The sequence below is a fragment of the Micromonospora sp. NPDC049359 genome, assembly GCF_044466585.1.
Classification (GTDB): domain Bacteria; phylum Actinomycetota; class Actinomycetes; order Mycobacteriales; family Micromonosporaceae; genus Micromonospora.
The window spans coordinates 788,512-813,552 of sequence record NZ_JBITMW010000001.1 but is presented as its reverse complement, the minus strand read 5'-3'; the positions used below and the strand labels follow the sequence as shown (position 1 = coordinate 813,552).

Annotated in this window: 27 protein-coding genes, 3 tRNA genes and 1 pseudogene; 15 read left to right on the top strand and 16 right to left on the bottom strand. The window is 72.0% G+C overall.

Annotation, left to right across the window (positions count from 1 at the left end):
* Positions 1-61: 61 nt before the first annotated feature.
* The 3 genes from purM (at position 62) to amcA (ending at position 2,651) form a co-directional block, all read left to right on the top strand.
* The gene (purM, locus tag ACIBTX_RS03810; protein WP_355048408.1) at positions 62-1,216 is read left to right on the top strand and encodes a phosphoribosylformylglycinamidine cyclo-ligase; all 1,155 of its coding nucleotides are present in this window, start codon (positions 62-64) and stop codon (positions 1,214-1,216) included.
* Positions 1,217-1,342: 126 nt separating this feature from the next.
* Positions 1,343-2,446: a cyclophane-forming radical SAM peptide maturase AmcB gene (gene amcB / locus ACIBTX_RS03805; protein WP_357132264.1), complete on the top strand. Its 1,104-nt coding sequence runs from the start codon at positions 1,343-1,345 to the stop codon at positions 2,444-2,446.
* Positions 2,415-2,651: a multiple cyclophane-containing RiPP AmcA gene (gene amcA / locus ACIBTX_RS03800; protein ID WP_396832012.1), complete on the top strand. Its 237-nt coding sequence runs from the start codon at positions 2,415-2,417 to the stop codon at positions 2,649-2,651. The genes amcB and amcA overlap by 32 nt, the downstream gene beginning before the upstream one ends.
* A 142-nt stretch (positions 2,652-2,793) precedes the next feature.
* Here amcA and ACIBTX_RS03795 read toward each other — a convergent pair whose 3' ends face one another.
* Together ACIBTX_RS03795 and ACIBTX_RS03790 are read right to left on the bottom strand one after the other, a co-directional pair.
* Positions 2,794-3,009, bottom strand: a complete 216-nt coding sequence (locus tag ACIBTX_RS03795; protein WP_007454329.1) for a DUF3073 domain-containing protein — start codon at positions 3,007-3,009, stop codon at positions 2,794-2,796.
* 302 nt (positions 3,010-3,311) lie between these two features.
* Positions 3,312-4,394: a Glu/Leu/Phe/Val dehydrogenase gene (locus ACIBTX_RS03790; protein WP_357132126.1), complete on the bottom strand. Its 1,083-nt coding sequence runs from the start codon at positions 4,392-4,394 to the stop codon at positions 3,312-3,314.
* A gap of 195 nt (positions 4,395-4,589) precedes the next feature.
* Between ACIBTX_RS03790 and ACIBTX_RS03785 the strand changes: the two genes are divergently transcribed.
* Positions 4,590-5,429: a hypothetical protein gene (locus ACIBTX_RS03785; RefSeq protein ID WP_357132123.1), complete on the top strand. Its 840-nt coding sequence runs from the start codon at positions 4,590-4,592 to the stop codon at positions 5,427-5,429.
* A 251-nt stretch (positions 5,430-5,680) separates the two neighbouring features.
* The gene (locus tag ACIBTX_RS03780; protein ID WP_007073996.1) at positions 5,681-5,890 is read left to right on the top strand and encodes a BldC family transcriptional regulator; all 210 of its coding nucleotides are present in this window, start codon (positions 5,681-5,683) and stop codon (positions 5,888-5,890) included.
* An 82-nt stretch (positions 5,891-5,972) separates the two neighbouring features.
* Here the strand turns inward: ACIBTX_RS03780 and ACIBTX_RS03775 are convergent, their stop codons facing one another.
* A complete protein-coding gene (locus tag ACIBTX_RS03775) occupies positions 5,973-6,365 on the bottom strand; it encodes a PPOX class F420-dependent oxidoreductase (protein WP_357132120.1) in 393 nt (130 codons plus the stop codon).
* Between the two features lie 53 nt (positions 6,366-6,418).
* Here ACIBTX_RS03775 and ACIBTX_RS03770 point away from each other — a divergent pair, with 53 nt between their 5' ends.
* Positions 6,419-7,198: a class I SAM-dependent methyltransferase gene (locus ACIBTX_RS03770; protein ID WP_357132117.1), complete on the top strand. Its 780-nt coding sequence runs from the start codon at positions 6,419-6,421 to the stop codon at positions 7,196-7,198.
* Between the two features lie 45 nt (positions 7,199-7,243).
* On the opposite strand, the gene ACIBTX_RS03765 is transcribed toward ACIBTX_RS03770, so the two are convergent.
* Complete coding sequence (locus ACIBTX_RS03765; protein ID WP_357132114.1) at positions 7,244-7,534, bottom strand: hypothetical protein; 291 nt, start codon at positions 7,532-7,534, stop codon at positions 7,244-7,246.
* A 178-nt stretch (positions 7,535-7,712) separates the two neighbouring features.
* On the opposite strand from ACIBTX_RS03765, the gene ACIBTX_RS03760 reads away from it, so the two are divergent.
* Positions 7,713-8,570: a 3-hydroxyacyl-CoA dehydrogenase family protein gene (locus tag ACIBTX_RS03760; protein ID WP_357132261.1), complete on the top strand. Its 858-nt coding sequence runs from the start codon at positions 7,713-7,715 to the stop codon at positions 8,568-8,570.
* Positions 8,567-9,310, top strand: coding sequence for an enoyl-CoA hydratase/isomerase family protein (locus tag ACIBTX_RS03755; protein ID WP_363660414.1), 744 nt, complete (start codon positions 8,567-8,569; stop codon positions 9,308-9,310). The genes ACIBTX_RS03760 and ACIBTX_RS03755 overlap by 4 nt, the downstream gene beginning before the upstream one ends.
* Positions 9,311-9,378: 68 nt before the next feature.
* On the opposite strand, the gene ACIBTX_RS03750 is transcribed toward ACIBTX_RS03755, so the two are convergent.
* Positions 9,379-10,722 (bottom strand): ABC transporter substrate-binding protein, encoded by a 1,344-nt coding sequence (locus ACIBTX_RS03750; RefSeq protein ID WP_363660413.1) that lies wholly within the window; start codon positions 10,720-10,722, stop codon positions 9,379-9,381.
* A gap of 155 nt (positions 10,723-10,877) precedes the next feature.
* On the opposite strand from ACIBTX_RS03750, the gene ACIBTX_RS03745 reads away from it, so the two are divergent.
* Positions 10,878-11,267: a hypothetical protein gene (locus ACIBTX_RS03745; RefSeq protein WP_363660412.1), complete on the top strand. Its 390-nt coding sequence runs from the start codon at positions 10,878-10,880 to the stop codon at positions 11,265-11,267.
* Between the two features lie 40 nt (positions 11,268-11,307).
* On the opposite strand, the gene ACIBTX_RS03740 is transcribed toward ACIBTX_RS03745, so the two are convergent.
* Positions 11,308-11,757 carry a hypothetical protein gene (locus ACIBTX_RS03740; protein WP_357171662.1) on the bottom strand — a complete coding sequence of 150 codons (450 nt, stop codon included), beginning with the start codon at positions 11,755-11,757 and terminating at the stop codon, positions 11,308-11,310.
* 128 nt (positions 11,758-11,885) lie between these two features.
* On the opposite strand from ACIBTX_RS03740, the gene ACIBTX_RS03735 reads away from it, so the two are divergent.
* The gene (locus ACIBTX_RS03735; protein WP_357171661.1) at positions 11,886-12,590 is read left to right on the top strand and encodes a DUF2786 domain-containing protein; all 705 of its coding nucleotides are present in this window, start codon (positions 11,886-11,888) and stop codon (positions 12,588-12,590) included.
* A 97-nt stretch (positions 12,591-12,687) separates the two neighbouring features.
* Here the strand turns inward: ACIBTX_RS03735 and ACIBTX_RS03730 are convergent, their stop codons facing one another.
* Positions 12,688-13,212, bottom strand: coding sequence for an SRPBCC family protein (locus ACIBTX_RS03730; protein ID WP_355048395.1), 525 nt, complete (start codon positions 13,210-13,212; stop codon positions 12,688-12,690).
* A gap of 166 nt (positions 13,213-13,378) precedes the next feature.
* On the opposite strand from ACIBTX_RS03730, the gene ACIBTX_RS03725 reads away from it, so the two are divergent.
* Both ACIBTX_RS03725 and ACIBTX_RS03720 read left to right on the top strand, forming a co-directional pair.
* Complete coding sequence (locus tag ACIBTX_RS03725; protein ID WP_363660410.1) at positions 13,379-14,371, top strand: hypothetical protein; 993 nt, start codon at positions 13,379-13,381, stop codon at positions 14,369-14,371.
* A gap of 140 nt (positions 14,372-14,511) precedes the next feature.
* Positions 14,512-14,838: a hypothetical protein gene (locus ACIBTX_RS03720; protein WP_363660409.1), complete on the top strand. Its 327-nt coding sequence runs from the start codon at positions 14,512-14,514 to the stop codon at positions 14,836-14,838.
* Between the two features lie 126 nt (positions 14,839-14,964).
* Here the strand turns inward: ACIBTX_RS03720 and ACIBTX_RS03715 are convergent.
* The 8 genes from ACIBTX_RS03715 to ACIBTX_RS03680 form a co-directional block, all read right to left on the bottom strand.
* Positions 14,965-15,038, bottom strand: a tRNA-Phe gene (locus ACIBTX_RS03715).
* 99 nt (positions 15,039-15,137) lie between these two features.
* Positions 15,138-15,211: transfer RNA gene (locus ACIBTX_RS03710), tRNA-Asp, on the bottom strand.
* A 31-nt stretch (positions 15,212-15,242) separates the two neighbouring features.
* Positions 15,243-15,315 (bottom strand) — tRNA-Glu (locus ACIBTX_RS03705).
* Between the two features lie 143 nt (positions 15,316-15,458).
* Positions 15,459-16,259 carry a polysaccharide deacetylase family protein gene (locus ACIBTX_RS03700; protein ID WP_357132069.1) on the bottom strand — a complete coding sequence of 267 codons (801 nt, stop codon included), beginning with the start codon at positions 16,257-16,259 and terminating at the stop codon, positions 15,459-15,461.
* A gap of 76 nt (positions 16,260-16,335) precedes the next feature.
* Positions 16,336-17,280: a MerR family transcriptional regulator gene (locus tag ACIBTX_RS03695; RefSeq protein WP_357171658.1), complete on the bottom strand. Its 945-nt coding sequence runs from the start codon at positions 17,278-17,280 to the stop codon at positions 16,336-16,338.
* Positions 17,270-17,893, bottom strand: a complete 624-nt coding sequence (gene idi, locus ACIBTX_RS03690; protein WP_357132063.1) for an isopentenyl-diphosphate Delta-isomerase — start codon at positions 17,891-17,893, stop codon at positions 17,270-17,272. The genes ACIBTX_RS03695 and idi overlap by 11 nt, the downstream gene beginning before the upstream one ends.
* Positions 17,890-19,371: a phytoene desaturase family protein gene (gene crtI, locus ACIBTX_RS03685; RefSeq protein ID WP_363660408.1), complete on the bottom strand. Its 1,482-nt coding sequence runs from the start codon at positions 19,369-19,371 to the stop codon at positions 17,890-17,892. The genes idi and crtI overlap by 4 nt, the downstream gene beginning before the upstream one ends.
* Before the next feature lie 28 nt (positions 19,372-19,399).
* Positions 19,400-20,542, bottom strand: coding sequence for a polyprenyl synthetase family protein (locus ACIBTX_RS03680; protein ID WP_357132057.1), 1,143 nt, complete (start codon positions 20,540-20,542; stop codon positions 19,400-19,402).
* A 64-nt stretch (positions 20,543-20,606) separates the two neighbouring features.
* Between ACIBTX_RS03680 and ACIBTX_RS03675 the strand changes: the two genes are divergently transcribed.
* Positions 20,607-21,530 (top strand): phytoene/squalene synthase family protein, encoded by a 924-nt coding sequence (locus ACIBTX_RS03675; RefSeq protein WP_363660407.1) that lies wholly within the window; start codon positions 20,607-20,609, stop codon positions 21,528-21,530.
* Positions 21,527-22,852 carry a deoxyribodipyrimidine photo-lyase gene (locus tag ACIBTX_RS03670; RefSeq protein WP_357132051.1) on the top strand — a complete coding sequence of 442 codons (1,326 nt, stop codon included), beginning with the start codon at positions 21,527-21,529 and terminating at the stop codon, positions 22,850-22,852. Before ACIBTX_RS03675 ends, ACIBTX_RS03670 begins: the two co-directional genes overlap by 4 nt.
* On the opposite strand, the gene ACIBTX_RS03665 is transcribed toward ACIBTX_RS03670, so the two are convergent.
* Complete coding sequence (locus ACIBTX_RS03665; RefSeq protein ID WP_357171655.1) at positions 22,853-23,929, bottom strand: serine hydrolase domain-containing protein; 1,077 nt, start codon at positions 23,927-23,929, stop codon at positions 22,853-22,855.
* A gap of 89 nt (positions 23,930-24,018) precedes the next feature.
* Between ACIBTX_RS03665 and ACIBTX_RS03660 the strand changes: the two are divergent.
* Positions 24,019-25,003, top strand: a pseudogene (locus ACIBTX_RS03660) (dihydrolipoyl dehydrogenase family protein); the annotation flags it as partial.
* Between the last annotated feature and the right edge of the window lie 38 nt (positions 25,004-25,041).

The following is a 25,041-nucleotide window of genomic DNA, read 5'->3' as shown; positions in this document are numbered from 1 at the left end:
ACCAACCGGCGCGGCCCGGCCACCGCCGGCGCGGCACCGAGAACCACAAAAGGGGAGAACCGTGACGCACGTGTCCGAGCGCAGCGGCGCAGGAAGCAGCCCGAACGGCGCTGGCAGCGACCACCAGCCGTGGACGGGCGGTGCCGGCCGCCAGCGGGGCAAGCGTTCCGTCTCGTACGCCGACGCCGGGGTCTCCATCGACGCGGGCGACCGCGCGGTCGAGCTGCTGAAGTCGAAGGTGCGCGAGACCCGGCGCCCCGAGGTGCTGGGTGACCTCGGCGGCTTCGCCGGCCTGTTCCGCCTGGACACGAAGAAGTACAAGAACCCCATCCTGGCGTCCTCGACCGACGGTGTGGGCACCAAGCTGGTCATCGCCCAGCAGATGGACATCCACGACACGGTCGGCATCGACCTGGTCGCGATGGTCGTCGACGACCTGGTCGCCTGCGGCGCGGAGCCGCTGTTCCTGCTCGACTACATCGCCACCGGCGAGGTCGTTCCGGACAAGGTGGCCGAGATCGGCGCGGGCATCGCCGACGGCTGCCGGTACGCGGGCTGCGCGCTGCTGGGCGGCGAGACCGCCGAGCACCCCGGTGTGCTGCGCCCGGACGAGTACGACATCTCCGCGACCGGCGTCGGTGTGGTCGAGGAGGCCGACATCCTCAGCCCGGAGCGCGTCGAGGTGGGTGACGTCGTCATCGCCATGCGCTCCTCCGGCCTGCACTCCAACGGCTACTCGCTGGTCCGGCACGTGCTGCTCGGCGCCGCCCGGATGCGACTGGACATCGTGATCGACGACTTCGGCCGGCAGCGGACCCTCGGTGAGGAGCTGCTGACCCCCACCAAGATCTACGCCAAGGACTGCCTCAAGCTGATCGAGGAGGCCGAGGTGCGGGCGCTGTCGCACATCACCGGCGGTGGCATCCCGGGCAACCTGGTGCGGGTGCTTCCCGAGCACGTCGACGCGGTGGTCAACCGGTCCACCTGGAAGCCGCAGCCCATCTTCGACCTCATCCAGTCGAAGGGCCGGATCGACGACCAGGACATGGAGTCGACGTTCAACATGGGCGTCGGCATGTTCGCAATTGTCTCGGCCGAGGACGCCGATCGCGCCCTGGCCACGCTGACCGGTCGTGGGGTCGAGGCCTGGCAGGCGGGCGAGATCATCGAGGGCACCGGCAACGTGCAGATGGTGGGTCAGCACACCCGCGGCTGATCACGCTCCGGTGACCGTACGGGCACCTGATCAGGGCTTCACCCGAGTGGCCGGCGCCGCCTAGCCTGAAAGGCTCGGGCTGGGCGGAGGAGGGTGATGGCTGCTGGGGAACCGACGTTCAGCGGGATGCGCGGGCTGGCCGCCGTCCCGTCGTACGTCGTCATGCAGCCCACCACGCTGTGCAACCTCGACTGCGCGTACTGCTACCTGCCGTTCCGGTCCGCCGACCGGCGGATGTCGGTGCCGGTGGCCGAGGCGGTGGCGGCGGCGGTCAACCCGTGGGCGGCCTCCGGGCGCTTCTCCGTCGTGTGGCACGGCGGCGAGCCGCTGGCGGCCGGTCGGGAGCACCTGGCCGCCCTGATCGCGCCCTTCGGGCCCGAGGTCGAACACCACGTGCAGACGAACGCCACGTTGATCGACGACGAGTGGTGCGAGTTCTTCGCCCGGCACGAGATGCGGGTCAGCGTGAGCGTGGACGGGCCGCGTGAGCGCAACGGCGACCGGGTCAACCGTGGCGGTCAGCCGGCGTACGACCGGATCCTGCGTGGTGTGGCCGCGCTGCGCCGGCACGACCTGCCCTTCTCGGCGCTGGCCGTGGTGTCCCGGCCGTCGCCGGGCCTCGCCGCGGAGCTGTACGACTACTTCCTCGATCTGGGCTGCGACGTGCTGGGCATCAACATCGAGGAGACCGAAGGGGTCAACACCCGCGACAACAGCCACGACCCGGCGGCGGTGACCACGTTCTGGGCCGAACTGGTGGCGGCCTGGCGGCGGGCGCCCCGGATCCACCTGCGCGAGGTCGAGTGGTCGCTGCGGTACGCGGCGGCGGTCCTCGACGGCACGGCGGACGGTGTGCTGCCCCGCCGGCTGGATCCGATACCCACCATCGGGCACGACGGCTCGGTGACGGTGCTCTCCCCGGAGTTGGCCGGCTTCACCGACCCGCGCTACGGCGACTTCAGCAGTGGGAACGTGCTGACCACTCCGCTGGCCCGGATCCTGGCCGGTGCCGCGTCGACCTCGTGGGTCGGCGAGTTCCTGACGGGGGTGGAAGCGTGTCGGGTGTCGTGCCCGTATTTCGGCTTCTGTGGTGGCGGTCACGCTGCCAACCGTTACTTCGAGCTGGGGCGTTTTGACGGTACGGAGACCGAGCACTGCCGCAACAGCAAGATCCGCCTATTGGAGGGAGTGTTGGAGCATGCCCGAGATCACCAGTCACCGGCGGCCTGAATGCGAAGCGGACGATGCCCCGGACGACGTCACCGAGCGCGTGCGGGAGGCCGCCCCCGGGCTTGTCGCGCTGTTGCAGGAGGCCGCGGACGCACGGCGGCTACGGGCCGAGGTGGCGGGCGGAGACGGCGTCAGCGCGGTCTGCGCGTGGAACCACTTCGAGAACATCCCGACGTTCTACAACTGGAACAACCGGCCGCGCTAGGGCGGCCGTGATCAGGGGCCTGTCGGCCAGACGGGGTAGTCCCCGGCCAGGGCAGGCCCCTGATGATCGGCACCGATCTCGCTCCCGAAGGACACATGCGTGAGCACGCGGGGGTTACCGCGTGCTCAACTACGTCGAGAGGTCAGCGGGTCGGACGGACCCAGGGATCGGGGTCGTCGTCCGCGTGATTCTCATCATCGTCGTCGACGAACTCTTTTGAGTCGTCGTCGAAGTGGTGCTCAGACTTACCAGCACCCGCCAGTTCGCGCTGCAAGGCGGTGAGGTCGGTGTTCGGGGAGTGGTACTTCAACTCCCGGGCCACCTTCGTCTGCTTGGCCTTAGCACGGCCGCGCCCCATGGCTCGACCCCCTCGCACAGAATGCGGGGCAGCCCGAAGGCGGGCCCCGATGACGTCAGGCATCTCTCGTGGCTCTTACGGTACATGGGGATGCCATCGTTCGGCACCTCGGGTTACCGTCAGCCGGCTCTGCGCGTCGCGGCGATCCGGCCGTCACCCAGTGTACCTGGTAAGGAGCGGAACGGAGAGCACCCGTGACACCGGGCAAAACACGCCAAACTTGACCCGGGCCTCAGCCTACCGAGTCGGGCCGGTACAGGAGGCCCGGAGGCGGATCCCGGTCGATCCGCCTCCGGGATGCCTCAACGCAGGTGGATCGTGCGCAGCCGACCGACCTCGGCCATCCGCCGCTCGGCCAGCCGGTCCGCGGCGACCGCGGGCGGCACGCCCTCGTCGTCCGCCAGGCGCAGGATCTCCCGGGTGGTGTCGTAGATCCGGGTGGCCCGCAGCTTCGCCCGGTCGAAGTTGAAGCCCTCGATCTCGTCGGCCACCTGGATCACGCCGCCGGCGTTGACCACGTAGTCCGGCGTGTAGAGGATGCCGCGGTCGGCCAGCAGCTTCTCGATCCCCGGGTGCGCGAGCTGGTTGTTCGCCGCGCCGGTCACCACCTTGGCGCGCAGCGCCGCAACGGTGTCGTCGTTCAGCGCGCCGCCCAGCGCGCAGGGGGCGTACACATCGATGTCCGCGGCGACCAGCGCGCTGGCGTCGTCCACCAGGGTGACCTGCGGGTGGTTGGCCCGTACCCAGGCCAGGGCCTTCGGGTTGACGTCCGTGGCGACCACCTCGGCGCCGTCGTCCAGCAGGTGCCCGGTCAGGTATTTACCGACCTTGCCCAGGCCCGCCACGCCGACCCGGCGACCGTTCAGGCTCGGCGTGCCCCAGACGTGCTCGGCGGCCGCCCGCATCCCCTGGAACACGCCCCAGGCGGTGAGGATCGACGAGTCGCCGGCGCCACCGTGCTCCACGCTGCGGCCGGTCACGTAGCGGGTCTCGCGGGCGATGATGTCCATGTCGGGCACGTAGGTGCCGACGTCGCAGGCGGTGTAGTAGCGGCCCGCCAGCGACTCCACGAAGCGGCCGTACGCGCGCAGCAGCGCCTCGCTCTTGATCTGCTCCGGGTCGCCCCAGATGACGGCCTTGCCGCCGCCCAGGTCCAGGCCGGCGAGCGCGTTCTTGTACGCCATCCCACGGGACAGGTCGAGCACGTCGGCGAGGGCGTCGTCCTCGCTGGCGTACGGGTAGAAGCGGGTGCCGCCGAGCGCGGGCCCCAGCGCGGTGGAGTAGATCCCGATGATCGCCTTGAGGCCGCTCTGCTTGTCCTGGCAGAAGACGACCTGTTCGTGACCGGTCGATACCGGGTCGTCGGTGCTCGCGAATACGCCCATGACTGGCTCCTACGATGGTGTGCGTTCCTTGTGGGACGCGGACCTGGTGGACCCCGGCGGGGATGCTGCCGGTGTGATCGAGCCTAGTATCGGCCGCCGTGCGACCGCCCGACGTGCCGCCGCCGTCCCACGGTGCGGGGCGCGCGGTCCGCACCGCTGGCCGCGCCGGGGTGCGGTTCATGGGAGGATCGCGCGGTGCCGTCGCTCTTCGCTTCTTACCTGCGCGTGTACGAGCCGCTGACCGCCTTCGACCGGGACCGGCAGAGTTACTGGCGTCGCTATGTCTCGGAGGGACGGGCGATCGCCCCGGTCGAGGGACCCGGCCGGCAGCGGACGGCGGTGATCGAGGCGCTGGGCGCGGGCTGGACCCGCCTACCCGACCTGCCCGAGGAGGCGTACGTCCTGGAGACGGACGACAGCCTGCTGGTCTGCCCCTGGAACCTGCGCATCCGGGTCGCTGAGGCGGCGCTCAACGCCCGGGACGGGGTGCCCCCGGTGCTTGCCGACGCCTTCGTGCCGCCGGTGCTCGCCGGGCAGGCCCGAGCGGTCGTCGACGACTGGCGCAGCGGCGCCCGGGTTCTGGAGCACGGGGTGCCCCGGGTGCACGAGCAGATCGCCACCTGGGGCGTACCCCTGCGGTGGTTCGTGCTCTTCGACCCGACCGAGCGGGACCTCGTCACCCAGCCGGGCCGGCGGGCGCTGCGCTACCGGACGGAGATCTCCAAGGCTCGTCGTCGTTCGTCCCGGGCGTTGTCGGTGCTGCGTAAGTCGGTGGGTGAGGCGCCGATCACCGAGGCGGTCCAGGAGGCGGCGCGCTGGCTCGAGGAGTTCCACCCGGGCTCGGTGGTGGAGCTGGACTACGGCGGCCTCGTCGACCTGCTCTCCGATGAGACTCTCGCCGCCGACGACTCGCCGGAGCTGGTCGCCGGTGGCCTCGCGGGCCTGTCGCGGGGGGAGGCGGACGAGGCGTCGGCCGCGTACGACAAGTTGGTGGCCCGCTGGCGCGCGGTGCAGCTCCTGGAGCGGTGCAACTAGGGCAAATCGCCCCTAGGGGCGCTCCCAAAGCGAGGGTGTCTCGTAGTTGACGCATCACGAACCGTGATCATGAGTCCGAATAAGGTACTTTCTGCCGTGTAAAAGTCGTAAAAATCGGGCATGGTTCATCCGTCCGTCTAGGGACCTTCATCCGTTCGGCCCATGTCGGACATCGGGGACTAGCCGGACCATGGGAGACGCGTCGGCCGGCGGGACCCCGGCCGATGTCTATACATGTGGAGGAGTGACCGATGGCATCGCGAACGCACGAACCAGAGCCGCTGCTCACACCGGCCGAGGTGGCGTCGATGTTCCGTGTCGACCCGAAGACGGTGACCCGGTGGGCGAAGGCGGGCAAGCTCAGCGCCATCCGCACCCTGGGTGGCCACCGTCGATACCGCGAGTCGGAGGTCAGGGCGCTGCTACAGGGCCAGATCCCGCAGCAGCGGCAGGGCGACTGACCCGATAGAGGTTTCCGGAAAGGGGCGGTGGATTTCGATCCACCGCCCCTCTTCATGTCCGCTCAGCTCCGACGGTGGCGCGTCAGTCCGTGTCGGGGCCGGTCAACGTCACCCGGATGCCGACCGTGCCGCCCTCACCGCGACGGAACCGGCTGCCCAGCAGGCTCAGCCGACCGATCAGGCGGTACTTGTGCTTGAGCAGGTCGCGAACCCGGCCCGTGTCGCGGCCACCGTAGAGGCTCGCGTGGGCGGGCACCTCCGCGCCGTGCGGCCGGCCCCGCACGTCGCACGGCGCAACAGTCACCTCGCCGTTGTGGCGGATCCGCTTGACCTTCCCCGAGTCGGCGCGGGTCCACACCGCCAACGCGTCGCCGTCGCGGACCGCCCAGACCGGGGTCGGCACCGCCCGGCCGTCCTTGCGGAAGGTCGTGAGCAGGATGTACTTCTCGGCCGACAGTCGGTCCAGCGTGGTCACGCCGCCAGGATAGGCCGCTGCGGGCCACTGAGCGGCCAGATAGCGTGAACGGCGTGACGGGGGAGCCTGGAATTGGTGACGTTGTCGGTGAACTGCTGCGGGACACGCTCGCCGTGGCGACCGGGGTCGGGCCCCGGCCGATGGTCGGCGGTCGGCTGCCCCGGCCGGTCATCGAGATCATCGAGCGGGACGACGGCCTGATCAACGGCGCTCCGGCGGCGCACTACCTCGACGGGCCGGCCGACTGGCAGCCGTACGACCACCGGGCCGTCGACCGGGCCCGGGGCGAGACGCTTGACGTCGGCACCGGGGCCGGCCGGATCGCGCTGCTGCTCCAGGAGCGCGGCGTACCCGTCACCGGCCTCGACACGTCGGCGGGCGCCCTCGACGTGAGCCGACGGCGTGGCGTACGGCGGCTGGTGCACGCAACGGTGGACACGCACGTCGCCGACGGCCGGCGCTACGACACGTTCCTGCTGCTCGGCAACAACCTCGGGCTGTTCGAGGGGCGCGAGCGGGCCCCGGCGTTCCTCGCCGCGCTCGCCGCGCTGGCCCGACCGGGAGCACAGATCATCGCGCACGGCACCAACCCGTACGGCACCCGCGACCCCGTGCACACCGGCTACCACGAGCGCAACCGACGCCGGGGGCGGCTCGGCGGCCAGCTCCGGCTCCGGCTGCGCTACCGGGAACTCGGCACCGAATGGTTCGACTACCTGGTCTGCTCGCCGGACGAGTTCGCCGAGCTGGTGCACGGCAGCGGCTGGCGGTTGATCGATGTGGACGACCGCGACGCCCCCTACTACCTGGCCACCCTGCGCCTCGCCGGCTGAGCGACGGCTCCCGCGCCGCGACGGACGCGGGAGCCGTCGTACGACTCAGACCTGAACGGTCGGGGGCAGCGGCTCGGGCGGGAGGCCGCCGTCGCCGTCGACGACCTCGTCGGGGGTGCCGTCCTCGTCGAGGTCGACCATGGTGATGTCCACCTTGCCGTCACCGTCGGTGTCGAACTGGAACAGGTCGGCCTTGCCGTCGCCGTCGGTGTCCACCACCCACACGTCGGTCTTGCCGTCGTTGTTGGTGTCGGCGCGCAGCAGGTCGACCCGTTCGTCGCCCCGGGTCTCCACGGTTTCGGAGTCGGTCGTGACGCTCTCCGGTGCCTGGCTCATCTCGATGCGGTCCTTCCCTTGAGTTGACGGGCCGTACGTACCCGATCCCGCGCTCCCCCACGCATCGGCGGGGTACCGGGCTGTCTAGGGTCGCACCATGAGCGAGCGCAGCGGGCCGAGCACCCGGGCCGGCGTGGCGGAGACCCCGCGCGCCCACCGGGACGGACAGGGAGGCGTGATGAACGATCGTTTCGTGGTCGTCGGTGCGGGCACGATGGGGCTCGGCATCGCGTACGTGGCGGCCGGCGCCGGTCACGCCGTCGAGCTGGTCGAGGTGGACGCGGACCGGGGCGCGACCGCGCTGACCCGGCTCGCCGACCTGTGGGAGCGCGCGGTGCAGCGCGGCAGGCTGACCGCCGACGAGGCCGCCGCGTACCGGCAGCGGGTGATCCTGCGGCCGAGCCTCGCCGACGTCGCCCCCGCCCCGGGAGTGGTCGTGGAGGCGGTCCCGGAGCGGCTGGAGCTGAAGCGGGCGGTGCTGCGCGACGCCGCCGCCCTGAACCCGGCCCTGCTCGGCAGCAACACGTCCAGCATCGCCATCGGCGAGCTGGCCGCGGCTCTGGACGCGCCCGAGCGCTTCCTCGGCCTGCACTTCTTCAACCCCGTCTGGGCGATGGCGCTGCTGGAGATCGTGGTCGGCCCGGCCACCGCCGAGGAGACCACCACCGCGGCCGTCGCGCTCGCCGGCCGGCTGGGCAAGGACCCCGTCGTGGTACGCGACATGCCCGGCTTCGCGACCTCCCGCCTCGGGGTCACCCTCGGGCTGGAGGCGATCCGGATGGTCGCCGACCAGGTGGCCAGCCCCGCCGACATCGACAAGGCGATGGTGCTCGGCTACCGGCACCCGATCGGGCCGCTGGAACTCACCGACCTCGTCGGCCTGGACGTGCGCCTCGACATCGCCCGTACCCTCCAGGCCGCGTACGGGGACCGCTTCGCGCCACCGGAGCTGCTGGTGGAGATGGTGGCCGCCGGACGGCTGGGCAAGAAGTCCGGGCACGGCTTCTACCGCTGGGAAGGTGGCGTCAAGCAATGAGTGGTCTGCGGATCGAGGAGCGGTCGGACCGGCTCGTGGTGACGCTGGCCCGACCGGAGAAGCGCAACGCCATCGACGCCGACCTGATCGCCGAGATGCACGAGGTCTGCGCCGAGTTGGAGGCCCGTCCCCGGCTGCTGCTCCTGACCGGCGGCGCGGAGGGCATCTTCGCCGGTGGCGCCGACATCGGCCAGCTCCGCGAGCGGGGCCGCACGGACGCCCTGGCCGCGATCAACTCGGCGGCCTTCGCGCGGATCAGGGCACTACCCATGCCGAGCGTGGCCGCCGTGGACGGGCCGGCGCTGGGCGGCGGCGCGGAACTGGCGTACGCCTGCGATCTTCGGGTGTGTACGGCCCGGGCGGTGTTCGGCCAGCCGGAGGTGCGGTTGGGCATCCTGGCCGGCGCTGGCGCGACCCACCGACTGCCCGCCCTCATCGGCGAAGGTCGGGCCAAGGAACTGCTGTTCACCGGCCGTCGGGTGGACGCGGCGGAGGCCCTGCGGATCGGTCTGGTGAACCGGGTGGTGGACGAACCCGGCGAGCTGCTGACGACGGCGCACGGGCTGCTGGACGAGATGGCCCAGGCCTCGCCCCTGGCGTTGCGGCTCACGAAACTGGCCGTCGACGCGCCCGCCGCCGCGCACCCGCAGCTCGACCTGGTGAGTCAGGCGGTGCTCTTCGAGGACGAGGAGAAGCACCGCCGCATGACCGAGTTCCTGGAACGCCGCCGGGCCCGCTGACGCGGCAAACGGGAACGGCCGCACCGGCTGTCGAGCCGGTGCGGCCGTACGCGGTCCGCAGGTACTGCTCAGTGCCGGATCTGCACCCCGCTGTCGGCGAGCGCCCGGATCACCTGGGCCGACTCACCGAAGCCGATGATCAGGACGGCGTCCGCGCCGAACTGCTTGATCTCCTTCGCGCCGCCGGAGAAGTCCACCGGCGCGGCCTTGGCGTCTGCCGGCGGGTCGTACGTGAGCAGCTTGAGTCGGTCACCGGGAATGCCGGCCTTCTCCAACTCGTCACGGACGGTGGCCTGCAGGCCCTCACCGTAGGAGTCCTTACGGGCGACGATGACGATCTTCTGCGACCCGTCGCGGAGGACCACGTCGGCCAGCGCCCGGCCCTGGAGGCTGTCCGGCGGGGCGGTACGGAAGTAGAGGCCCTTGTCCTCGACGTCGGTCAGGCCGGCGTCGGTGTTCGACGACGAGAAGAGGATCTTCCCGGCCTTGACCACGTCCGGCAGCACCTCGCGGGAGATGCCCGACGCGCCCGCGCCGATGATGATGCTGACCCCGTCCGCCACGTGTTTGGCGACGGTCGCCTTGGCTACCGCCGGGTTGGTGCCGTCGTCGCCGTCCTTCCACGTCACCGGCTTGCCCAGCACGCCGCCCGCGGCGTTGATCTCCCGGATGGCCAGCGCCGCGCCGGCCGCCATCGGCGGGTACGCGATCGCCAGGTCGCCGGTCTTCGGCAGCAGACCGCCCACGATCAGCGGCTTCTGGTCGTCGGCGTCACCGGGGCGCGGCTTCTTGCCCTTCGGCGGCGTCTTGGTGCTCGCCGCCGACTCGGAGCCCGCGCCGACGAACTCGGTCTTGCCGTCGTTGAGCTGTTGGCCGTCGAAGGTCAGCGTGGCGTAGCTCGCGGTGGCCGGCTCACCCTTGTCGGTGAAGCCGGCGCGGGTCAGCGAGACGCTGCGGTACTCGATGTCCTGCCCGGCCCGGGCCAGCGTGAGGCAGGCGGCCGGGGTCTCGCAGCGCTGTCCGTTGTTGGTCACGCCGACGATCTGCTTGGCGATGGCCGCCGGGTCGGTGCTGCCGGCCAGTTGGGCGGCGAGCACACCGATGACCACCGCGTCGTACGTCTCGGCGGAGTAGAGGTAGTCCGTCAGCGCCGGATTGACGGACCGTAGCCGGCCCTTGAAGTCTTCGGGCAGTGGGGTGAGTGGCGTGGTCCCCTTCATTCCGTCGACGAGGTCGGCGCGTTCCTTCAACTCCGCTGGGTAGGAGTTGAGCATGTTGCCGTCCGTGCCGTAGAGGCGCACCTGTTGGGCGCTCCCCTCCTGGGCCTTGTCATCCCCGCAAGCGCTTGTGGCGAGCAGGATCGTCGCGCAGGCAGCCAGTGTGGCCACCCGCGAGCGGCGTGATACGAGCATGGTCGTCCTTCCTCCGGCGAAGGTCCGCTGCGCACATTAGCGTGCCCGGGCCGGTCGCGGGACCGTGGAGGCGGCGCAATGCGTAGGTAGCTCACTGTGAATACACACAGTGACGGAAGTGCCGTGGCTTGACCCCCCGTCCTACTGTGCGCTGCGTGACGGACCTACCACAGCAGACGTTCGACGACGCGACCGCCGTGCTCCGATCGGCGCTGGCCGGGGACGGGGACGCCGTGACGGGTACGTTCGACGCCGTCGTCGACCGGGCCGGCCTGTCCGGGGCGTACGGGGTCGCCTGGTGCCTGGCCGCGACGATGGTCGGTGACGCGCCGACGAGCACCGGATGCGCGCTGGAGTTCCCGGGCATCGAGCAGGCGGACTACGACACCCGCTGGGTGGCCCGCTTCGTGAGCGCCTACGCCAACCGGGACGTATCGACCGGCGAGGCCCTGTTCGGCGCGGCGGCGGCCGACGGGCTGCTCTCCGACTGCCTGCTCACGCTCGCCGGCTCGACGATCGCCACCCTGCGCAGCCGCGCCGTTTGAACGCGGCACCCGCTTCGGGTGCCGCGTCCGCGCGGGCCGTTCAGAAAGCGTGGTACGCGACCAGCGGCTCGTACTCGTAGCGCAGGTTGTCGAAGCGGACCCGGAAGTTGACCCCGTCCCGGACGTTCGTCGCGACGACGGTCCAGCCGGAGTTGGCCGGCAGGTAGGTCCAGTAGTTGCAGTTGCTGGTCTTGTCGATGAAGATCACGCAGGCTTCGGTGGCGTACGCGCTGGTGTTGCGGACGTTGATGTCGCGGCAGCGGGTTGTGGTGCGGTACGGGCCGGCCTGGCCGCCGTAGCCGCCGGTCTGGAAGAACGAGCGGACCGCGCCGCCGTAGCAGGTGGCGAGCGGCGCGAAGAGGTTCGGCCCCGAGGTGAAATCGGTGGAGTCGGCGCTCGGGGTGGCCGTGGCGGCCTGGGCGGGTGCGCCGGTGGCGAGCAGCGCGGCGGCCGTGGCGACGGCGAGCAGGCGAGCGGTCGGGGATGACATGCAGGCGGCCTCCGAAAACAGTTAACTGACTGTCCGTATTGGACGTACGAGCTGACCGTGACGATGATACTGATCGATTAATCGCGGCGTGGTCCGGGATCGTCGGTCGGGTGTGATAGCTCTGGGGCATGTCCGAGGCCATGCTCAGCAAGGTGCGCAAGCTGCTCGCCCAGGCCGAGGATCCGGCCTGCACTCCCGCCGAGTCGGCGGCGTTCACCGCCAAGGCGACCGAGCTGATCGCCCGCTACGGCGTCGACAGGGCGCTGCTCGCGGTCCGCGACCCGACCAGCGACCCGGTCGGCGACCGCGTGCTCGACATCGTCGCCCCGTACGCGCGGGACAAGGTCGGCCTGCTCGCGGCGGTCGCCGAGCCGCTGCGCTGCCGCTGCGTCCGGCGTAAGCAGGGCAACGGCTTCGTCGCCCACCTGTTCGGCTTCGCCAGCGACCTCGAACGCGTGGACCTGCTCTTCACGTCGCTGCTCGTACAGGCCGCACACGGGCTGGCGGCCACGGCGGTGCCGGCGGACGACCATCCGGCCGCCTTCCGGCGCTCCTGGCTCGCGGGCTTCGCGGAGGTGATCGGGGGGCGGCTCTGGGCGGCCGAGTCCGCGGCGGCCAGCGAGTCAGGCGCCCCGTCGATGGCGTTGGTGCTGGCCGACCGCTCCGACCGGGTGCAGCGACGGCTCACCGAGGAGTACCCGCGACTGCGTACCGCTCCGGCTCGTCGCCTCGGCGGCACGGGCTTCGGCTCCGGCGCCGAGGCGGGCAGCCGCGCTCACCTGGGCGGCCGTAATCTCGACACCGGCCGGGTCGGTCGACAACTCGGCCACTGACCCCGGCCCGGCGCAGCGCGGCTTGGCGCGGCCGGGCCCGGCGCGGCCCGGCCTGGATCAGCCCGGCTCGGCCTGGATCAGCCCGGCCCGGCGCGGCTCAGGCGGTGTGCGGGCCGCCGCGCGACACCGTGGCGAGATAGCGGGTCAGCAACTCGTGCCAGCCCGCCGTGAGCGCCTTGCGATAGCCCTCGGCCGCCTCGCCGTGCCGGTCGAAGTGCCGGTGCTCCAGCTCGACCCGGGTCCGTTCGGGGCCGTCCGGCAGGAACAGCACCTCGACCTCGCTCGCCTTCGCCGGATCCGGCACCGGCACCCGGTCCGGCCCGAGCTGCCAGGCGAAGACCAGCCGTCGAGGCGGATCCCACGTGAGCACCCGACCCCAGTCGGCCCGGAAGCCGTACGGGCCGATCTCGTAGAGCATTCCGCCGGCCCGGGGCTCCATGCCCAGCTCGGCGAGAGCTTCCGGACCGGACCAGGTGTACTCGGTGACCCACCACTCGGTCAGCTCGTCGGTGAACACGGCGAACGCCCGCTCGGCGGACCCGGGGACGAGGAGACTGCACCGTAAGGAGAAGCGCTCCAGGTCCTGCCGAATGTCGGCCGGATCAGCCATCCCCTGTCCCATAGGCCCGGACCATACCGGCTGATGCCCGGGTGTGCAGCTTCCGCAGTGCCCTTTTCCAGACAGTGGGTTGCCGAGTCGTCACGCACGGGATGGCCCGCCGGAAAGCGGGTAACCGCGCCGGACGGCCCGGACCACCGGGTTCGGCGCACGGGCGGAGCGGGAGAGCATGAGCGAGAACGCGCAGCAGCGACGGCCGGAGCGGGACGCCGACGCCGGAGACCCGGACGTGCTCCTCGACATCCCGAAGGTCTCGGTCGACTCGATCCGGCTGGCCGTGGACGGGCTGGACGCCGACATCTCGCTGCGTGCCCGGCTGGCCAACCTGCTTCAACTCGACGCGGGCGTACGGGTCCACCTGCACGGCGTCGAACTGGACATCGACGGGGTACACGCCGAGGCGCAGCTACGGGTACGACTGGAGCAGTTGGTGACACTCCTGGGCCGCGCGCTCGACACCATCGACAACAACCCGCAGGTCATCGAGTCTCTCTCGCGCGCGGGCGCTGGCGCGCTCGACGACGTGAACCGCAGTAGCGAGCAGTTGGCGGCCCGCGCCGCCGAGATCACCGCTCGCGCACAGCACGGCAACGTCCGCGACGAACTGGCCCGGCAGGCGGGTGTGCCCGGCGGGGGCGGCGACCAGAGGCGGGTACGGCCGGTCCGCCCGGTGAGTCCGTCGGCCGGTGCGCCCGTCTCGACCCCCGCTCCGGGCCCGTCCGGCGCTCCCGCCGGTGGCCGAGGTGACAGCGGGCAGCCAGAGGGCGGCCCGTCCGGTGGTGGTCCCTCCGGCGAAGGTCCGAGTAGGGGCGGCCCGACTGGGGCGGGTCGGGCCGGCGGTGGCCCGGAGGCGCGCGGGGAGGGCGGCCAAGCCGGTGGCGGCCCCGCTAGTGGCGGGCCAACAGGTGGTGCCCAGGGCGGCGGTCGGCAGGGTGGTGGTGGTCAGCACGGCGGCGGCCAGCAGAGTGCCGGTCAGCACGGCGGCGGAGGTGGCGGGCAGGTTGGCGGTGGCGTCGCGGGTGGGGCGCAGGCAGCGGCCCAGAACGCGGCGCAGCTCGCCGAGCAGGCGAGCGAGAGCATCCGCCAGGCCGGGCGCAGCGTGTGGGAGGCGATCCAGGGTGGGATCGCCCAGCACCGCCAACAGGGCTGCGGGGACCAGTGACACAACATCGAGATCTTGGACAGTTTCCGTTCGGCCCGAACTGTGCTGTCCAAGATCTCGTACCCGCCGCGATCGGGCCGTGGAAGTGCCGTGCGATCTGTCGGCGATTGCGACCTTGACGCGCAATCGATGATGGCTGCATGAGCCTGGATGACGGTGACCCGGTCTTGATTGCCGTGAGCCTTGCGGCCGTGGTCCTCGGCCTCGCCTGGGCTGTGCTGGGCGCGCGGGTGGCCCTCTCACGGCGGTTTCCCGCAGCCTGGGTTCGACTGGTACGCCCGACGCCGATCCAGCGGGCCCGGCCCGTGCGGATGGGCTGCGCCCAGGTCATGAGCGGCGCGGGCCTGGTCGCGTATGGCGCAACGTTCCTCGTGCCCATGCCCTATCCAGTGGGAGTTGCACTGATCGCGGTGTTCCTGTTGCTTCTGCTGAGTGCGGCGGGATCGGTGGCGCTGCTGCGCCGCTAGCCGCGCATGGTGGTGGGCCGGGCAGCAACCAGGGGCAACGGCGACGGACGCAGCGAGGGCACAAAAGCAAGATCCCCACCTGCGTATTCGCTGGTGGGGACCTCTGTAGCCCGGCGAAAGGCTATGTGGCCAGGGGCGGGGTCGAACCGCCGACCTTCCGATTTTCAGTCGGACGCTCGTACCAACTGAGCTACCTGGCCGTGTTGCTCGGCTCATGCTACCCGCCAGCAGATTGAGCTGCTGACAGGATCACACGCTCCGATACGCAGAACGCCGCGCGAGGCGCGGCGTCAGCGCTGCGGTCCTGACGGGACTTGAACCCGCGACCTCCGCCTTGACAGGGCGGCGAGCACTCCAACTGCTCCACAGGACCTAGCTTGTGTTGCTCCGGCTTGCGCCGGTCGTGCCCCCAACGGGATTCGAACCCGTGCTACCGCCTTGAAAGGGCGGCGTCCTGGGCCGCTAGACGATGAGGGCGGCCCCGCCATCATTGCACATTCGCAACTTCAAGCGGACTTGCTCCCATCCGGCCCCGCCGGAGGCTTGGAAAGCATACGTGATGCCTGGCCGGTCGACAAAACCGGTATGGCCGGGGCCGTCGGGGAGCGCATAACCGCAGGTCAGGGTCCATCTGCCTTGAGCCGGGTGATGCCGTAGCGGTGCTTCAGGTCGGCGATCAGGTGCGGGCAGGCGGCGAGCGTCGCGGCCCGGTTTCCGCCCCCGTCGTGCAGCAGCACGATGGAGCCGGGACGTGCCGAGTTGTGGACCCGGTTGGCGATCGTGGTGGCGGTCGGCTTGTCCCAGTCCTGCGGGTCGACGGCCCAGTGCAGGGGGTGCATGCCGAGCTCCTTGGCCACCGCGAGGACCTCTGGCGTCCACCGGCCACCGGGTTGGCGGTAGAAGGGCACCGGCGTGCCCGGGGCGGCCTTCTGGATGGCCTTGTTGGTGCGGGCCAGGTCGGCCTTGATGTCGGCGACCGGTCGACGGGCGAGGTCGAGGTCGTGCCGCCAGCTGTGGTTGCACAGTTGGTGGCCCTCCCGGACGATCCGCCGGATCAGCTCGGGGTGCCGCTGGGCCTCGAGGCCCACGACGCAGAAGGTGGCCGTCACGTGGGCCGCCTTCAGTTGGTCGAGCACCTTGGGCGTCCAGGCGGGGCTGGGCCCGTCGTCGAAGGTCAGCGCCACGGGCCGTACGCCGGTGTTGCGCCGGAGCCCGGCCGGGAGCTTCGCCGGCAGCGGTCGCAGCGGCGGTTTCGGCGGCTTGGTGCGGGTGGCGCTCGGGGTGGGCGTCGGCGTGGGGCTGGTGGTCGACTCGACGGGCAGCGGCGGCCCGGCGACGTGGATGGCAGTGTCTGGCTGGGCGCAACCGGACAAGACCAGCACCACGGCGAGGACGGACGCCAGGGCGGCGCGGGCTTGCATCTGTTCGCTCCCGGAGGGTCGGGGTGGGCGGACCACTCCGACGGTAGTGGAAGCGGCCGGGGAGCCGACAGGTCGGTCAGGCCTCTCGCGACTGGTCCAGCGAATCGCGGACCGCCACCGCCAGTGAGACCGCCTCGGCCAGGTCGACCGGCCGGACCACTCCGGCGGGCAGGCCATCGGCCCGCCAGCCCGGCCCGGCGGCGAGGATCAGCAGCGGGCGGCGGGGTGCGGCGAGCAGCGCGCTGAGTTGGTCCGGGTCGGCGGTGGCCCGGGTGTGTGACCAGAGGACCACGGCGGCCGGTCCGGTCCGGTTGACCGCCTCGACGAGGGCGGCCACCGGCACCCGGGCGCCCAGCATCCGGTAGCCCACCCCGGCCTCGGCGAGCGCGGCGGCCAGTGCCTCCAGGGGCAGGGTGTGCTGCTCCTCGTCGGCGCAGGAGAGCAGGATCCGGGCGGGCCCGGCGGGCGGGTTGGCCCGGCTGGCCGCGGCGAACGCCTCCGACACGCACCGGGAGACCAGGTGCTCCACCTCGATGAGGCCGGAGGTGGCGACATGCCGTTCGCCGATGCCGGCGAGCACCGGCCGCAGCAGGGTCTCCCAGGTGGCGACGACCCCGCTGGCGGCGATCGTGTGCGCGATCGTCTCGTTGATCACCGCCGCGTCCAGGCGCATGGCAGCGCGGGCCAGGCCCCGGGCCGCCGGGCCGGCGCGGCCCACCCCGATGGCGCCGCCGCCGTCGCGGCTCGCCGGACGGATCCGACCCCGGGGGACGGTGTCCAGGTGCGTGCGGTCCGGTCCCTGCCGGGCCCATTGAGCCGCCTCGGCCGGGCTGACGCCCTCGGCGGTCAGCCGCCGCATGGTTTCGAGGCGGGCCAGGTCGGCCGGCGTGTACCGGCGGTGATGGCCGGGCACGTGCTCGCTGGGCCCGAGCCCGTAGCGCTGGTGCCAGGTACGCAGCGTGGTGACCGCGACCCCCAGCCGGCGCGCCACGGCGCCCGCGCTCAACGCCTCATCGGCCACCCGACCGCTCCACCGCGTCGTCCGCCGGCGATCCGGGCGGGGTCGTGGTGGTGGAGCCGGGGGTGTCCGACGAGGACCCCGAGGGGCGCAACAGACGGTTCACCACCCCGCCCAGCCAGGGCGCGTACGAACGAGGGTCCCGGTCGAGGTCGGCTTCCAGGGCGGCCGGGTCGGCCCAGCGCAGCTCGGCCACCTCGTCCGGGTCGGGGCGCAGTGGCGCGACGGGCCGGAACTCGCCGCGCAGCACGTGGTCGTACTCGAACTCGACCCGACCGGTGGTGGGGTCCTCGGCGTAGTAGACGTAGACGCCCACCTGGGTCAGCTCGACCGGACCGGTGCCCAACTCCTCACGCAGCCGCCGGTTGGCCGCCTCGGTGAGCGACTCGCCCGGCCGGGGGTGGCCGCAGCAGGAGTTCGCCCACCGCAGCGGAAAGCGGGTCTTGACCGCGGCCCGTCGTTGTAACAGCACCTGGCCGTCCGGGTCGACGAGCATCACCGAGAATGCCCGGTGCAGTTGCCCCGGTGGTTGGTGTGCGGCGGCGACGGTGGTGTCTCCGTGGGCTCGCCCGTTGTCGTCGACCAGCTCGACGAGGTGGTCCTCGCGACTGCTCATCGTCCCTCCCCCGTGATCCGGCCGGCGGCCAGCTTGCCAGAGATCAACACCATCGGTACGCCCACGCCGGGTTGGGTGCCGGAGCCGACGAAGACGACGTTCGGCAGGTGTCGGTGCAGGTTCGACGGGCGGAACGGCCCGGTCTGGAAGAGGGTGTGCGCGGCGGCGAACGGTGTGCCGGCGGCCATGCCCTGCTCGGCCCACTCGGCGGGGGTGATCGCCCGCAGCACCTCGACGCCGTCGCCGAACCCGACGTAGCCGCGCTCCTCCAGCGTCGCGATGAGCTGGTCGCCGTACCGCTGGGTCAGGTCGCCACGCCACTCGAAGGGCGCCCGATCGAGGTTCGGCACGGGCGCGAGCACGTAGTAGGTGTGCCGATCCGCTGGTGCCACCGACGGGTCGGTCCGGCTGGGATTGGTGACGAGCAGCGACGGATCGGTCATCAGCTCACCCCTGCGGATGACCTCATCGAAGGTGCCCTTCCACGCGCGTCCGAAGTGGATGTTGTGGTGGGCGATCTTCGCATAGCCCTGCCGCGAGCCGACGTGCAGGACGACGCAGGACGGCGAGTAGGTGAGGCGTCGCGCGGGCGCGGCGGGCAGCAGGTCCCGGTAGGCGACCGGCAGGTCCGGGTTGAGCACCACCACGTCCGCCGGCACCAGCTCGCCGTCGGCGGTCAGTACGCCGGTGGCCCGGCCGTTCGCGGTCTCCACCCGGGTCACCGTGGTGTCGTACCGGATCTGCACGCCGTGCTTCTCGGCCGCGCCGGCCATCGCGCGGGAGACCGCGTGGATGCCGCCCCGGGGGAAGTAGACCCCGGCAACCGAGTCGAGGTACGCGATGACCGCGTAAATGGCCAGCGCGTCGTGTGGGGCGAGCCCGGCGTACATCGCCTGGAAGGAGAAGATCCGCTGGGTACGCGGGTCCCGGAAGAACTGATTGATCTTGGTCTGGAGGCGGCGGAAGGCCCCACCGGTGAGCAGCTTGAGCAGGTTGCCGGTGAGCAGGTCGGTCGGCGCGTCCAGGTTGCGCTCGATGAAGTCGGCCCGCTCCAGCCGCCACAGCTCGCGCGAGTAGTCGACGAAGCGCAGGTAGCCGTCGGCCTCCCGGGGACCGCAGACCCGGGAGATCTCGGCGGCCATCCGGGTGGTGTCGGTGCGTACGTCGAGGGTCGACCCGTCCGGGTAGTACGCCCGGTACGCCGGGTCCAGCGGGGTCAGGTCGAGCCAGTCGCGCAGCTCCTCGCCGACGGCCCCGAGCGCCTCGGCGATGAGGTCGGGCATGGTGAGCACGGTCGGGCCGGTGTCGAACTCGTACCCGTCCACGGAGAGTCGGCCCGCGCGCCCGCCGGGGACCGGCTCGCGCTCCAGCACCGTCACCTGCCGGCCGCTGCCGGCGAGGTGCAGCGCACAGGCGAGCCCACCCAGCCCGGCGCCCACGACCACCACCCGGTCCGTCCGTCCCGTCACCGTCCGCACGTGACCACCTCCTCGAGATCCTCGGTCATCAGGCCCGCCGACTGGTGGCAGCGGTGGCCAACCCGGTCAGCGCGGTACGCGCCGTCCGGTCCACGGGCGCGCTGTCGAGCGCGGCCAGGGCATCGCCGACCCGCTCGGCGATCATCCGCTCCACCCGGGCCACCGCACCGGTCGCGGCGACCACGTCGGCGAGCCGTTCGACGGGTTCGCCGTCGGTCTGCTCCAGCGCCCGGAGCTGGCTCGGCGTGGCCAGTTGGCGGGCCAGCATGAGCAGCGTGGTGGGCTTGCCGACGCGCAGGTCGTCGCCGGCCGGTTTGCCGGTCGACTCCGGGTCGCCGTAGACGCCGAGCAGGTCGTCGCGGAGCTGGAACGCCTCGCCGACGGCCAGGCCGTAGCGGGTGTACGCGGTGACCAGCGCGTCGTCGACCGTCACCCCGGCCAGGCGGGCGCCGAACAGCAGCGGTCGCTGCACGGTGTAGCTGGCGGTCTTGTAGCGCGCTACGCGCAGCGCCCGATCGACCGACCAGCTTTCCGGGTCGTTCTCGCCGAGCACGTCCAGGTACTGCCCCGCGACCGTCTCGACCCGCATCTGGTCGTAGCAGCGGCGGACCTCGAACAGCCTCGCCGGGGTGATGGCGGTGCGGGCGAGCAGCTTGTCGGCCCAGACCATGCAGAGGTCGCCGATCAGCACGGCGGCGGCCTCGCCGAACCGGTCCGGGTCGCCCCGGTGACCGGCGGCGACGTGCTGGGCGGCGAGCGCGACGTGTGCCGTGGGCCGGCCGCGACGGGTGGTGGAGGCGTCCATCACGTCGTCGTGGACCAGCGCGAAGGTGTGCAGCAGTTCGAGCGCGGCCAGCGCGGGCAGGACTGCGGGGAGCGGTTCGTCGCCACCGACGGCCCCGCGCCAGCCCCAGTAGCCGAACGTGGACCGGATCCGCTTTCCGCCCGACAGCACGGCCGCGCGTGCGGCGGACGCGAATCCGCCCATGGCTGCGTCGATCTCGGTGAGTGTGTCGACCTCGGCGGTGAGGAAGGTGGAGAGGGTCTCGTCGACCGCGGTGATCAGGTCCTGGGTGTAAGCGGCCAGGACAGCGCGGACCGGGTCGTCCCGCTCGCCTGGCTCCGTCGGCGCCACACGTACCGCGTTGCCCGCAACTGCGTCGTTGGCCATGTGGACGAGCGTACCCTAGGGTACGAGTTGCGTCGATTGGTGCGTCGATATTTGAGGAGGGCCCGTGGACACCGATCTCACCGCTGCCTATGACCGGTGCCGTGAGCTGCACAAACGTCACGGCCGCACCTACTATCTCGCCACCCGGCTGCTCCCCGCGTGGAAACGGCGACACGTGCACGCTCTCTACGGATTCACGCGGTACGCCGACGAGATCGTCGACAGCACCGAGGCCCTCCCACCTGCCGAGCGGGCCGCCCTGCTCGACGACTGGGCCAGCCGGTTCGTGGCTGGCCTGCACGGCGCGTCGGTTGACGACCCGCTGCTGCCGGCCGTGCTGCACACGATCGCCATCTTCGATCTGGACCGGGACGACTTCGCGTCGTTTCTCAAGAGCATGGCGATGGACCTGACGGTCACCTCGTACCCGACATACGACCACCTGCTCGACTACATGGAGGGTTCGGCGGCGGTGATCGGCACGATGATGTTGCCGATCCTGGGCAGCTCCGACCCGGCGGCGGCCCGCGAGCCGGCCCGGCAGCTCGGCTTCGCCTTCCAGCTCACCAACTTCATCCGGGACGTCGCCGAGGACCTCGACCGGGGCCGCACCTACCTCCCCGACGAGGACCTGGCGAAGTTCGGCGTCACCCGCGAGGAGCTGATCGAGGCCCGCGACCGAGGGCAGGGCACGCCCCACACCCGCGAGTTGATCGAGTACGAGGTGACCCGGGCCCAGGCGCACTACGCCGCCGCCGCGCCCGGCATCACCATGCTCGCTCCCGCCTCGCAGGCGTGCATGCGCACGGCGTACGCGCTCTACGGCGGCATCCTCGACGAGGTGGCCGCGCAGGACTACGACGTGTTCGCCCGTCGCGCCCTGGTGCCGCAGCGGCGACGGATGGCGGTGGCCGCGCGTGCTCTGCTGACGTCGACGGGTACCCCGGTCACGATCCCGGGCCCGACGGTCCAGCCGGCGGCCCCGTGAGCGGGGGCACCGCGGTCGTGCTCTTCACCCGCGACCTGCGGGTACACGACCACCCGGCGCTGGCGACGACCTGCGCGGCGTTCGACCGGGTGGTGCCGTTGTACGTGCTCGACCCGACCCTGGCCGGGTTGTCGGCCAACCGCACCCGGTTCCTGCACCAGGCGCTCGCCGACCTGCGGGACGCGCTGCGCGAGCGCGGCGGCGACCTGGTGGTGCGGCGCGGCGACCCGGTGGCCGAGACGATCGGGCTGGCCGGCAAGGTCGGTGCCACCGCCGTGGCGCTCTCCGCCGACGTCAGCCACTACGCCCGCCGGCGGGAGCGCCGACTGCGGGCCGAGTGCGAGCGGCACCGGCTGCACCTGCGGCTCTTTCCGGGGCTGACGGTCGTCGAGCCGGGCGCCCTGCGGCCCGGCGGCGGAGGCGACCACTACCGGGTGTTCAGCCCCTACCACCGGGCGTGGGCCGCCGCCCGGTGGCGCGAGGAGTTGGCCGCGCCGCGCCGCATCGTGCTGCCCGACGGGGTGAGCGTGGGCGGGTTGCCGGCGCTGCCGGCGGGGGAGTCACCGGACGCGGCCGTCGGCGGCGAACGCGTCGCCCGGCAGCGGCTCGCCGACTGGCTGCCCGAGCTGGGCCGGTACGACGACCAGCACGACGACATGGCCGGCGACGACACCTCCCGCCTCAGCCCGTACCTGCGCTTCGGTTGCGTGTCGCCGATGTCGGTGGCCAACCGGGCCGGCGACCGGTCCGGTCCGTTCGTGCGGCAGATCTGCTGGCGCGACTTCTACTACCAGGTCACCGCCGCGTTCCCGCAGATCTCGACGGCCGCGTACCGGCGGGGCGCCACCGAAGAGTGGCGCTACGACGATGACGCCCGCACGGCCTGGGCCGAGGGCCGGACGGGCATGCCGATCGTGGACGCCGGGATGCGGCAGATGCGGGCCCAGGGTTGGCAGCACAACCGGGCCCGGCTGATCACCGCCGGTTACCTCACCAAGCACCTGGGGCAGGACTGGCGGGCCGGCGTACAGGTCTTCTTCCGCTGGCTCCTCGACGGCGACGTGGCCAACAACTCCGGCAACTGGCAGTGGGTCGCCGGCACCGGTAACGACACCAAGCCGTACCGGGGGTTCAACCCGGTCCGGCAGGCCGAGCGGTACGACCCGGCCGGCGACTACGTACGCCGGTGGGTGCCGGAGTTGGCGCAGGTGTCGGGCAAGGCCATCCACCAGCCGTGGAAGCTGCCCGACGACCTTCGCCGCACGCTTGACTATCCGCCGCCGCTCACCGTGCCCGGCACCGATCCGGTCTGGCTGCGCTGATCAGAGGCAGGAGTGCAGCACCTCGGCCAGCTCGTCGACCCGGTCGTGTTCGGCGAGCTGTGCCGTGACGTACGCGAGCGTGTAGCCGCGTACCGGGTCGGCCCAGGCGCTGCTGCCGCCGAGCCCGCCCATGCCCCAACTGAGGTCGGGTTCCCACTGCATGCCCAGCGTCCACCGGACCCGGCGGTCCAGCACCACGTCCGGGCCGTCGTACTGGACCCGGGTCGCCTCGTCGAGAAGGGCGGGGCTGAACAGCCGTACGCCGTCCAGGACGCCGCCGGCCAGCAGACCCGCGTAGAGCCGGCCCAGGCCGACGGAGGTGGCGTGCAGGTTGACCGCCGGCATCTCGGCACCCCGCCACAGCGGACTGTTCAGCACGGCGAGGTCCAGCCCACCGGCCGGGTTGCCCAACGCCCTCGCCCGCAGGGTCTCCGGCTCGCCCAGCTTGCGGATCGGCCACTCCGGGTCGCCGTAGCGCAGGTCCGCGCAGCGCCGTTGGTCCGTCTCGGCCAGCCCGAACCCGAGGTCGAGCTGCCACGGGCCGGCGATCTCGTCGGCGAGGAAGCGGCCCACGCTGCGGCCGTCCACCCGGCGGACCAGCTCGCCCACCAGGTGGCCGTACGTCCAGGCGTGCTCGCCGGCCAGCGTTCCGGGCGGCCATTCGGGCTCGGCGGCGGCCAGGTCGCCGGCGAGCAGCGCCCAGTCCGCGACCGCGCTGGCCGGCCGGGGCACCGGGAACGCCGGCAGCCCGGCGGTGTGCGACAACACGTGCCGCACGGTGGCCGGGGTACGGAACTCCGGCCAGTACCGCTGCACGGGCGAGTCCAGGTCGACCCGGCCCCGGTCGACGAGTAGCAGCAGGCACAGCGCGGCCACCGGCTTACCGACCGAGTAGACGTTGACCAGCGTGTCCGGTCGCCACGGTTGGCCGGACGGCCCGTCACCGGCGCGGAACCCGCCCACCAGGTCGACCACCGGCTGGCCGTCGTACCAGATGGTGAGGCTGGCACCGGTCTCCCGGCCGGCGGTCAGCAGGTCGTGGAAGCAGTCCCGGACGGGGGCGAAGCGTGCGTGCATCGGATCACCGTAGGCGCTCCGGAGCGGTACGCCCGCCGACTTTCCGGACCCCGGTGGTCGGGACGGTGCCGTTGGGGGATGCTGTTCCGGTGGCGGAGCCGGAGCTGGTGGATGTTGTCGTGGTGGGCCTCGGGGTGGGCGGCGAGGAGGTGGCCGAGCGACTCGCCGAGGCCGGCCTGAGCGTCGTCGGTGTCGAGCGGGACCTCGTCGGCGGCGAGTGCCCGTACTGGGGCTGCATCCCGAGCAAGATGATGATCAGGGCCGCCAACGCGCTCGCCGAGGCGCGTCGGGTCGACGGGCTGGCGGGCACGGCGCAGGTCCAGCCGGACTGGGCGCCGGTGGCGAAGCGGATCCGCGAGGAGGCCACCGACACCTGGGACGACAAGGTCGCGGTCGACCGGTTCACCGGCAAGGGTGGCCGGTTCGTCCGGGGTAGTGGCCGGCTCGACGGCCCGGCGCGCGTCCGCGTCGGCGACCAGGTGTTCCAGGCCCGGCACGGCATCGTCCTGGGCACCGGCACCCGGCCCTCGGTGCCGCCGATCGACGGCCTGGCCGACACGCCGTACTGGACCAACCACCAGGCGATCGAGGTCGAGGAGCTGCCGGAGTCGCTGCTGGTGCTCGGTGGTGGCGCGATCGGGCTGGAACTGGCCCAGGTCTTCGCGCGCTTCGGCGTCCGTGTCACCGTGGTGGAGGCGTTGGACCGGGTGCTGGCCGTGGAGGAGCCGGAGGCTTCCGACGTTGCCGCCGCCGCGCTGCGCGCCGACGGCGTCGAGATCCACACCGGGGTACGCGCCGAACGGGTCGACCATGACGGTGACCGTTTCACGCTGCACGGCGGTGGTGGGGCGGAGTTCACCGCCGAGCGCCTGCTCGTCGTCACCGGGCGTCGGGCGCACCTGGAGGAGTTGGGGCTGGACACCGTCGGCGTCGACGCCGAGCAGCGTTACCTGCCGGTGGACGACCGGATGCACGTCACCGAGGGCATCTGGGCGGTGGGTGACCTGACCGGCGAGGGGGCGTTCACGCACATCGCCATGTACCAGGCGGCCATCGTGGTGTCCGACGTCCTCGCCCACTACCGGCAGGCGACCGCCGGCCCGGACGCGAGC

Bases quoted from the DNA above. Each gene is read 5' to 3' on its own strand.
- amcB (WP_357132264.1), top strand. From the start codon at position 1,343: ATGCGCGGGCTGGCCGCCGTCCCGTCGTACGTCGTCATGCAGCCCACC.
- amcA (WP_396832012.1), top strand. From the start codon at position 2,415: ATGCCCGAGATCACCAGTCACCGGCGGCCTGAATGCGAAGCGGACGAT.
- ACIBTX_RS03795 (WP_007454329.1), bottom strand. From the start codon at position 3,009: ATGGGGCGCGGCCGTGCTAAGGCCAAGCAGACGAAGGTGGCCCGGGAG.
- ACIBTX_RS03790 (WP_357132126.1), bottom strand. From the start codon at position 4,394: ATGGGCGTATTCGCGAGCACCGACGACCCGGTATCGACCGGTCACGAA.
- ACIBTX_RS03780 (WP_007073996.1), top strand. From the start codon at position 5,681: ATGGCATCGCGAACGCACGAACCAGAGCCGCTGCTCACACCGGCCGAG.
- ACIBTX_RS03765 (WP_357132114.1), bottom strand. From the start codon at position 7,534: ATGAGCCAGGCACCGGAGAGCGTCACGACCGACTCCGAAACCGTGGAG.
- ACIBTX_RS03760 (WP_357132261.1), top strand. From the start codon at position 7,713: ATGAACGATCGTTTCGTGGTCGTCGGTGCGGGCACGATGGGGCTCGGC.
- ACIBTX_RS03755 (WP_363660414.1), top strand. From the start codon at position 8,567: ATGAGTGGTCTGCGGATCGAGGAGCGGTCGGACCGGCTCGTGGTGACG.
- ACIBTX_RS03750 (WP_363660413.1), bottom strand. From the start codon at position 10,722: ATGCTCGTATCACGCCGCTCGCGGGTGGCCACACTGGCTGCCTGCGCG.
- ACIBTX_RS03740 (WP_357171662.1), bottom strand. From the start codon at position 11,757: ATGTCATCCCCGACCGCTCGCCTGCTCGCCGTCGCCACGGCCGCCGCG.
- ACIBTX_RS03735 (WP_357171661.1), top strand. From the start codon at position 11,886: ATGTCCGAGGCCATGCTCAGCAAGGTGCGCAAGCTGCTCGCCCAGGCC.
- ACIBTX_RS03730 (WP_355048395.1), bottom strand. From the start codon at position 13,212: ATGGGACAGGGGATGGCTGATCCGGCCGACATTCGGCAGGACCTGGAG.
- ACIBTX_RS03725 (WP_363660410.1), top strand. From the start codon at position 13,379: ATGAGCGAGAACGCGCAGCAGCGACGGCCGGAGCGGGACGCCGACGCC.
- ACIBTX_RS03720 (WP_363660409.1), top strand. From the start codon at position 14,512: ATGAGCCTGGATGACGGTGACCCGGTCTTGATTGCCGTGAGCCTTGCG.
- ACIBTX_RS03700 (WP_357132069.1), bottom strand. From the start codon at position 16,259: ATGCAAGCCCGCGCCGCCCTGGCGTCCGTCCTCGCCGTGGTGCTGGTC.
- idi (WP_357132063.1), bottom strand. From the start codon at position 17,893: ATGAGCAGTCGCGAGGACCACCTCGTCGAGCTGGTCGACGACAACGGG.
- ACIBTX_RS03680 (WP_357132057.1), bottom strand. From the start codon at position 20,542: ATGGCCAACGACGCAGTTGCGGGCAACGCGGTACGTGTGGCGCCGACG.
- ACIBTX_RS03665 (WP_357171655.1), bottom strand. From the start codon at position 23,929: ATGCACGCACGCTTCGCCCCCGTCCGGGACTGCTTCCACGACCTGCTG.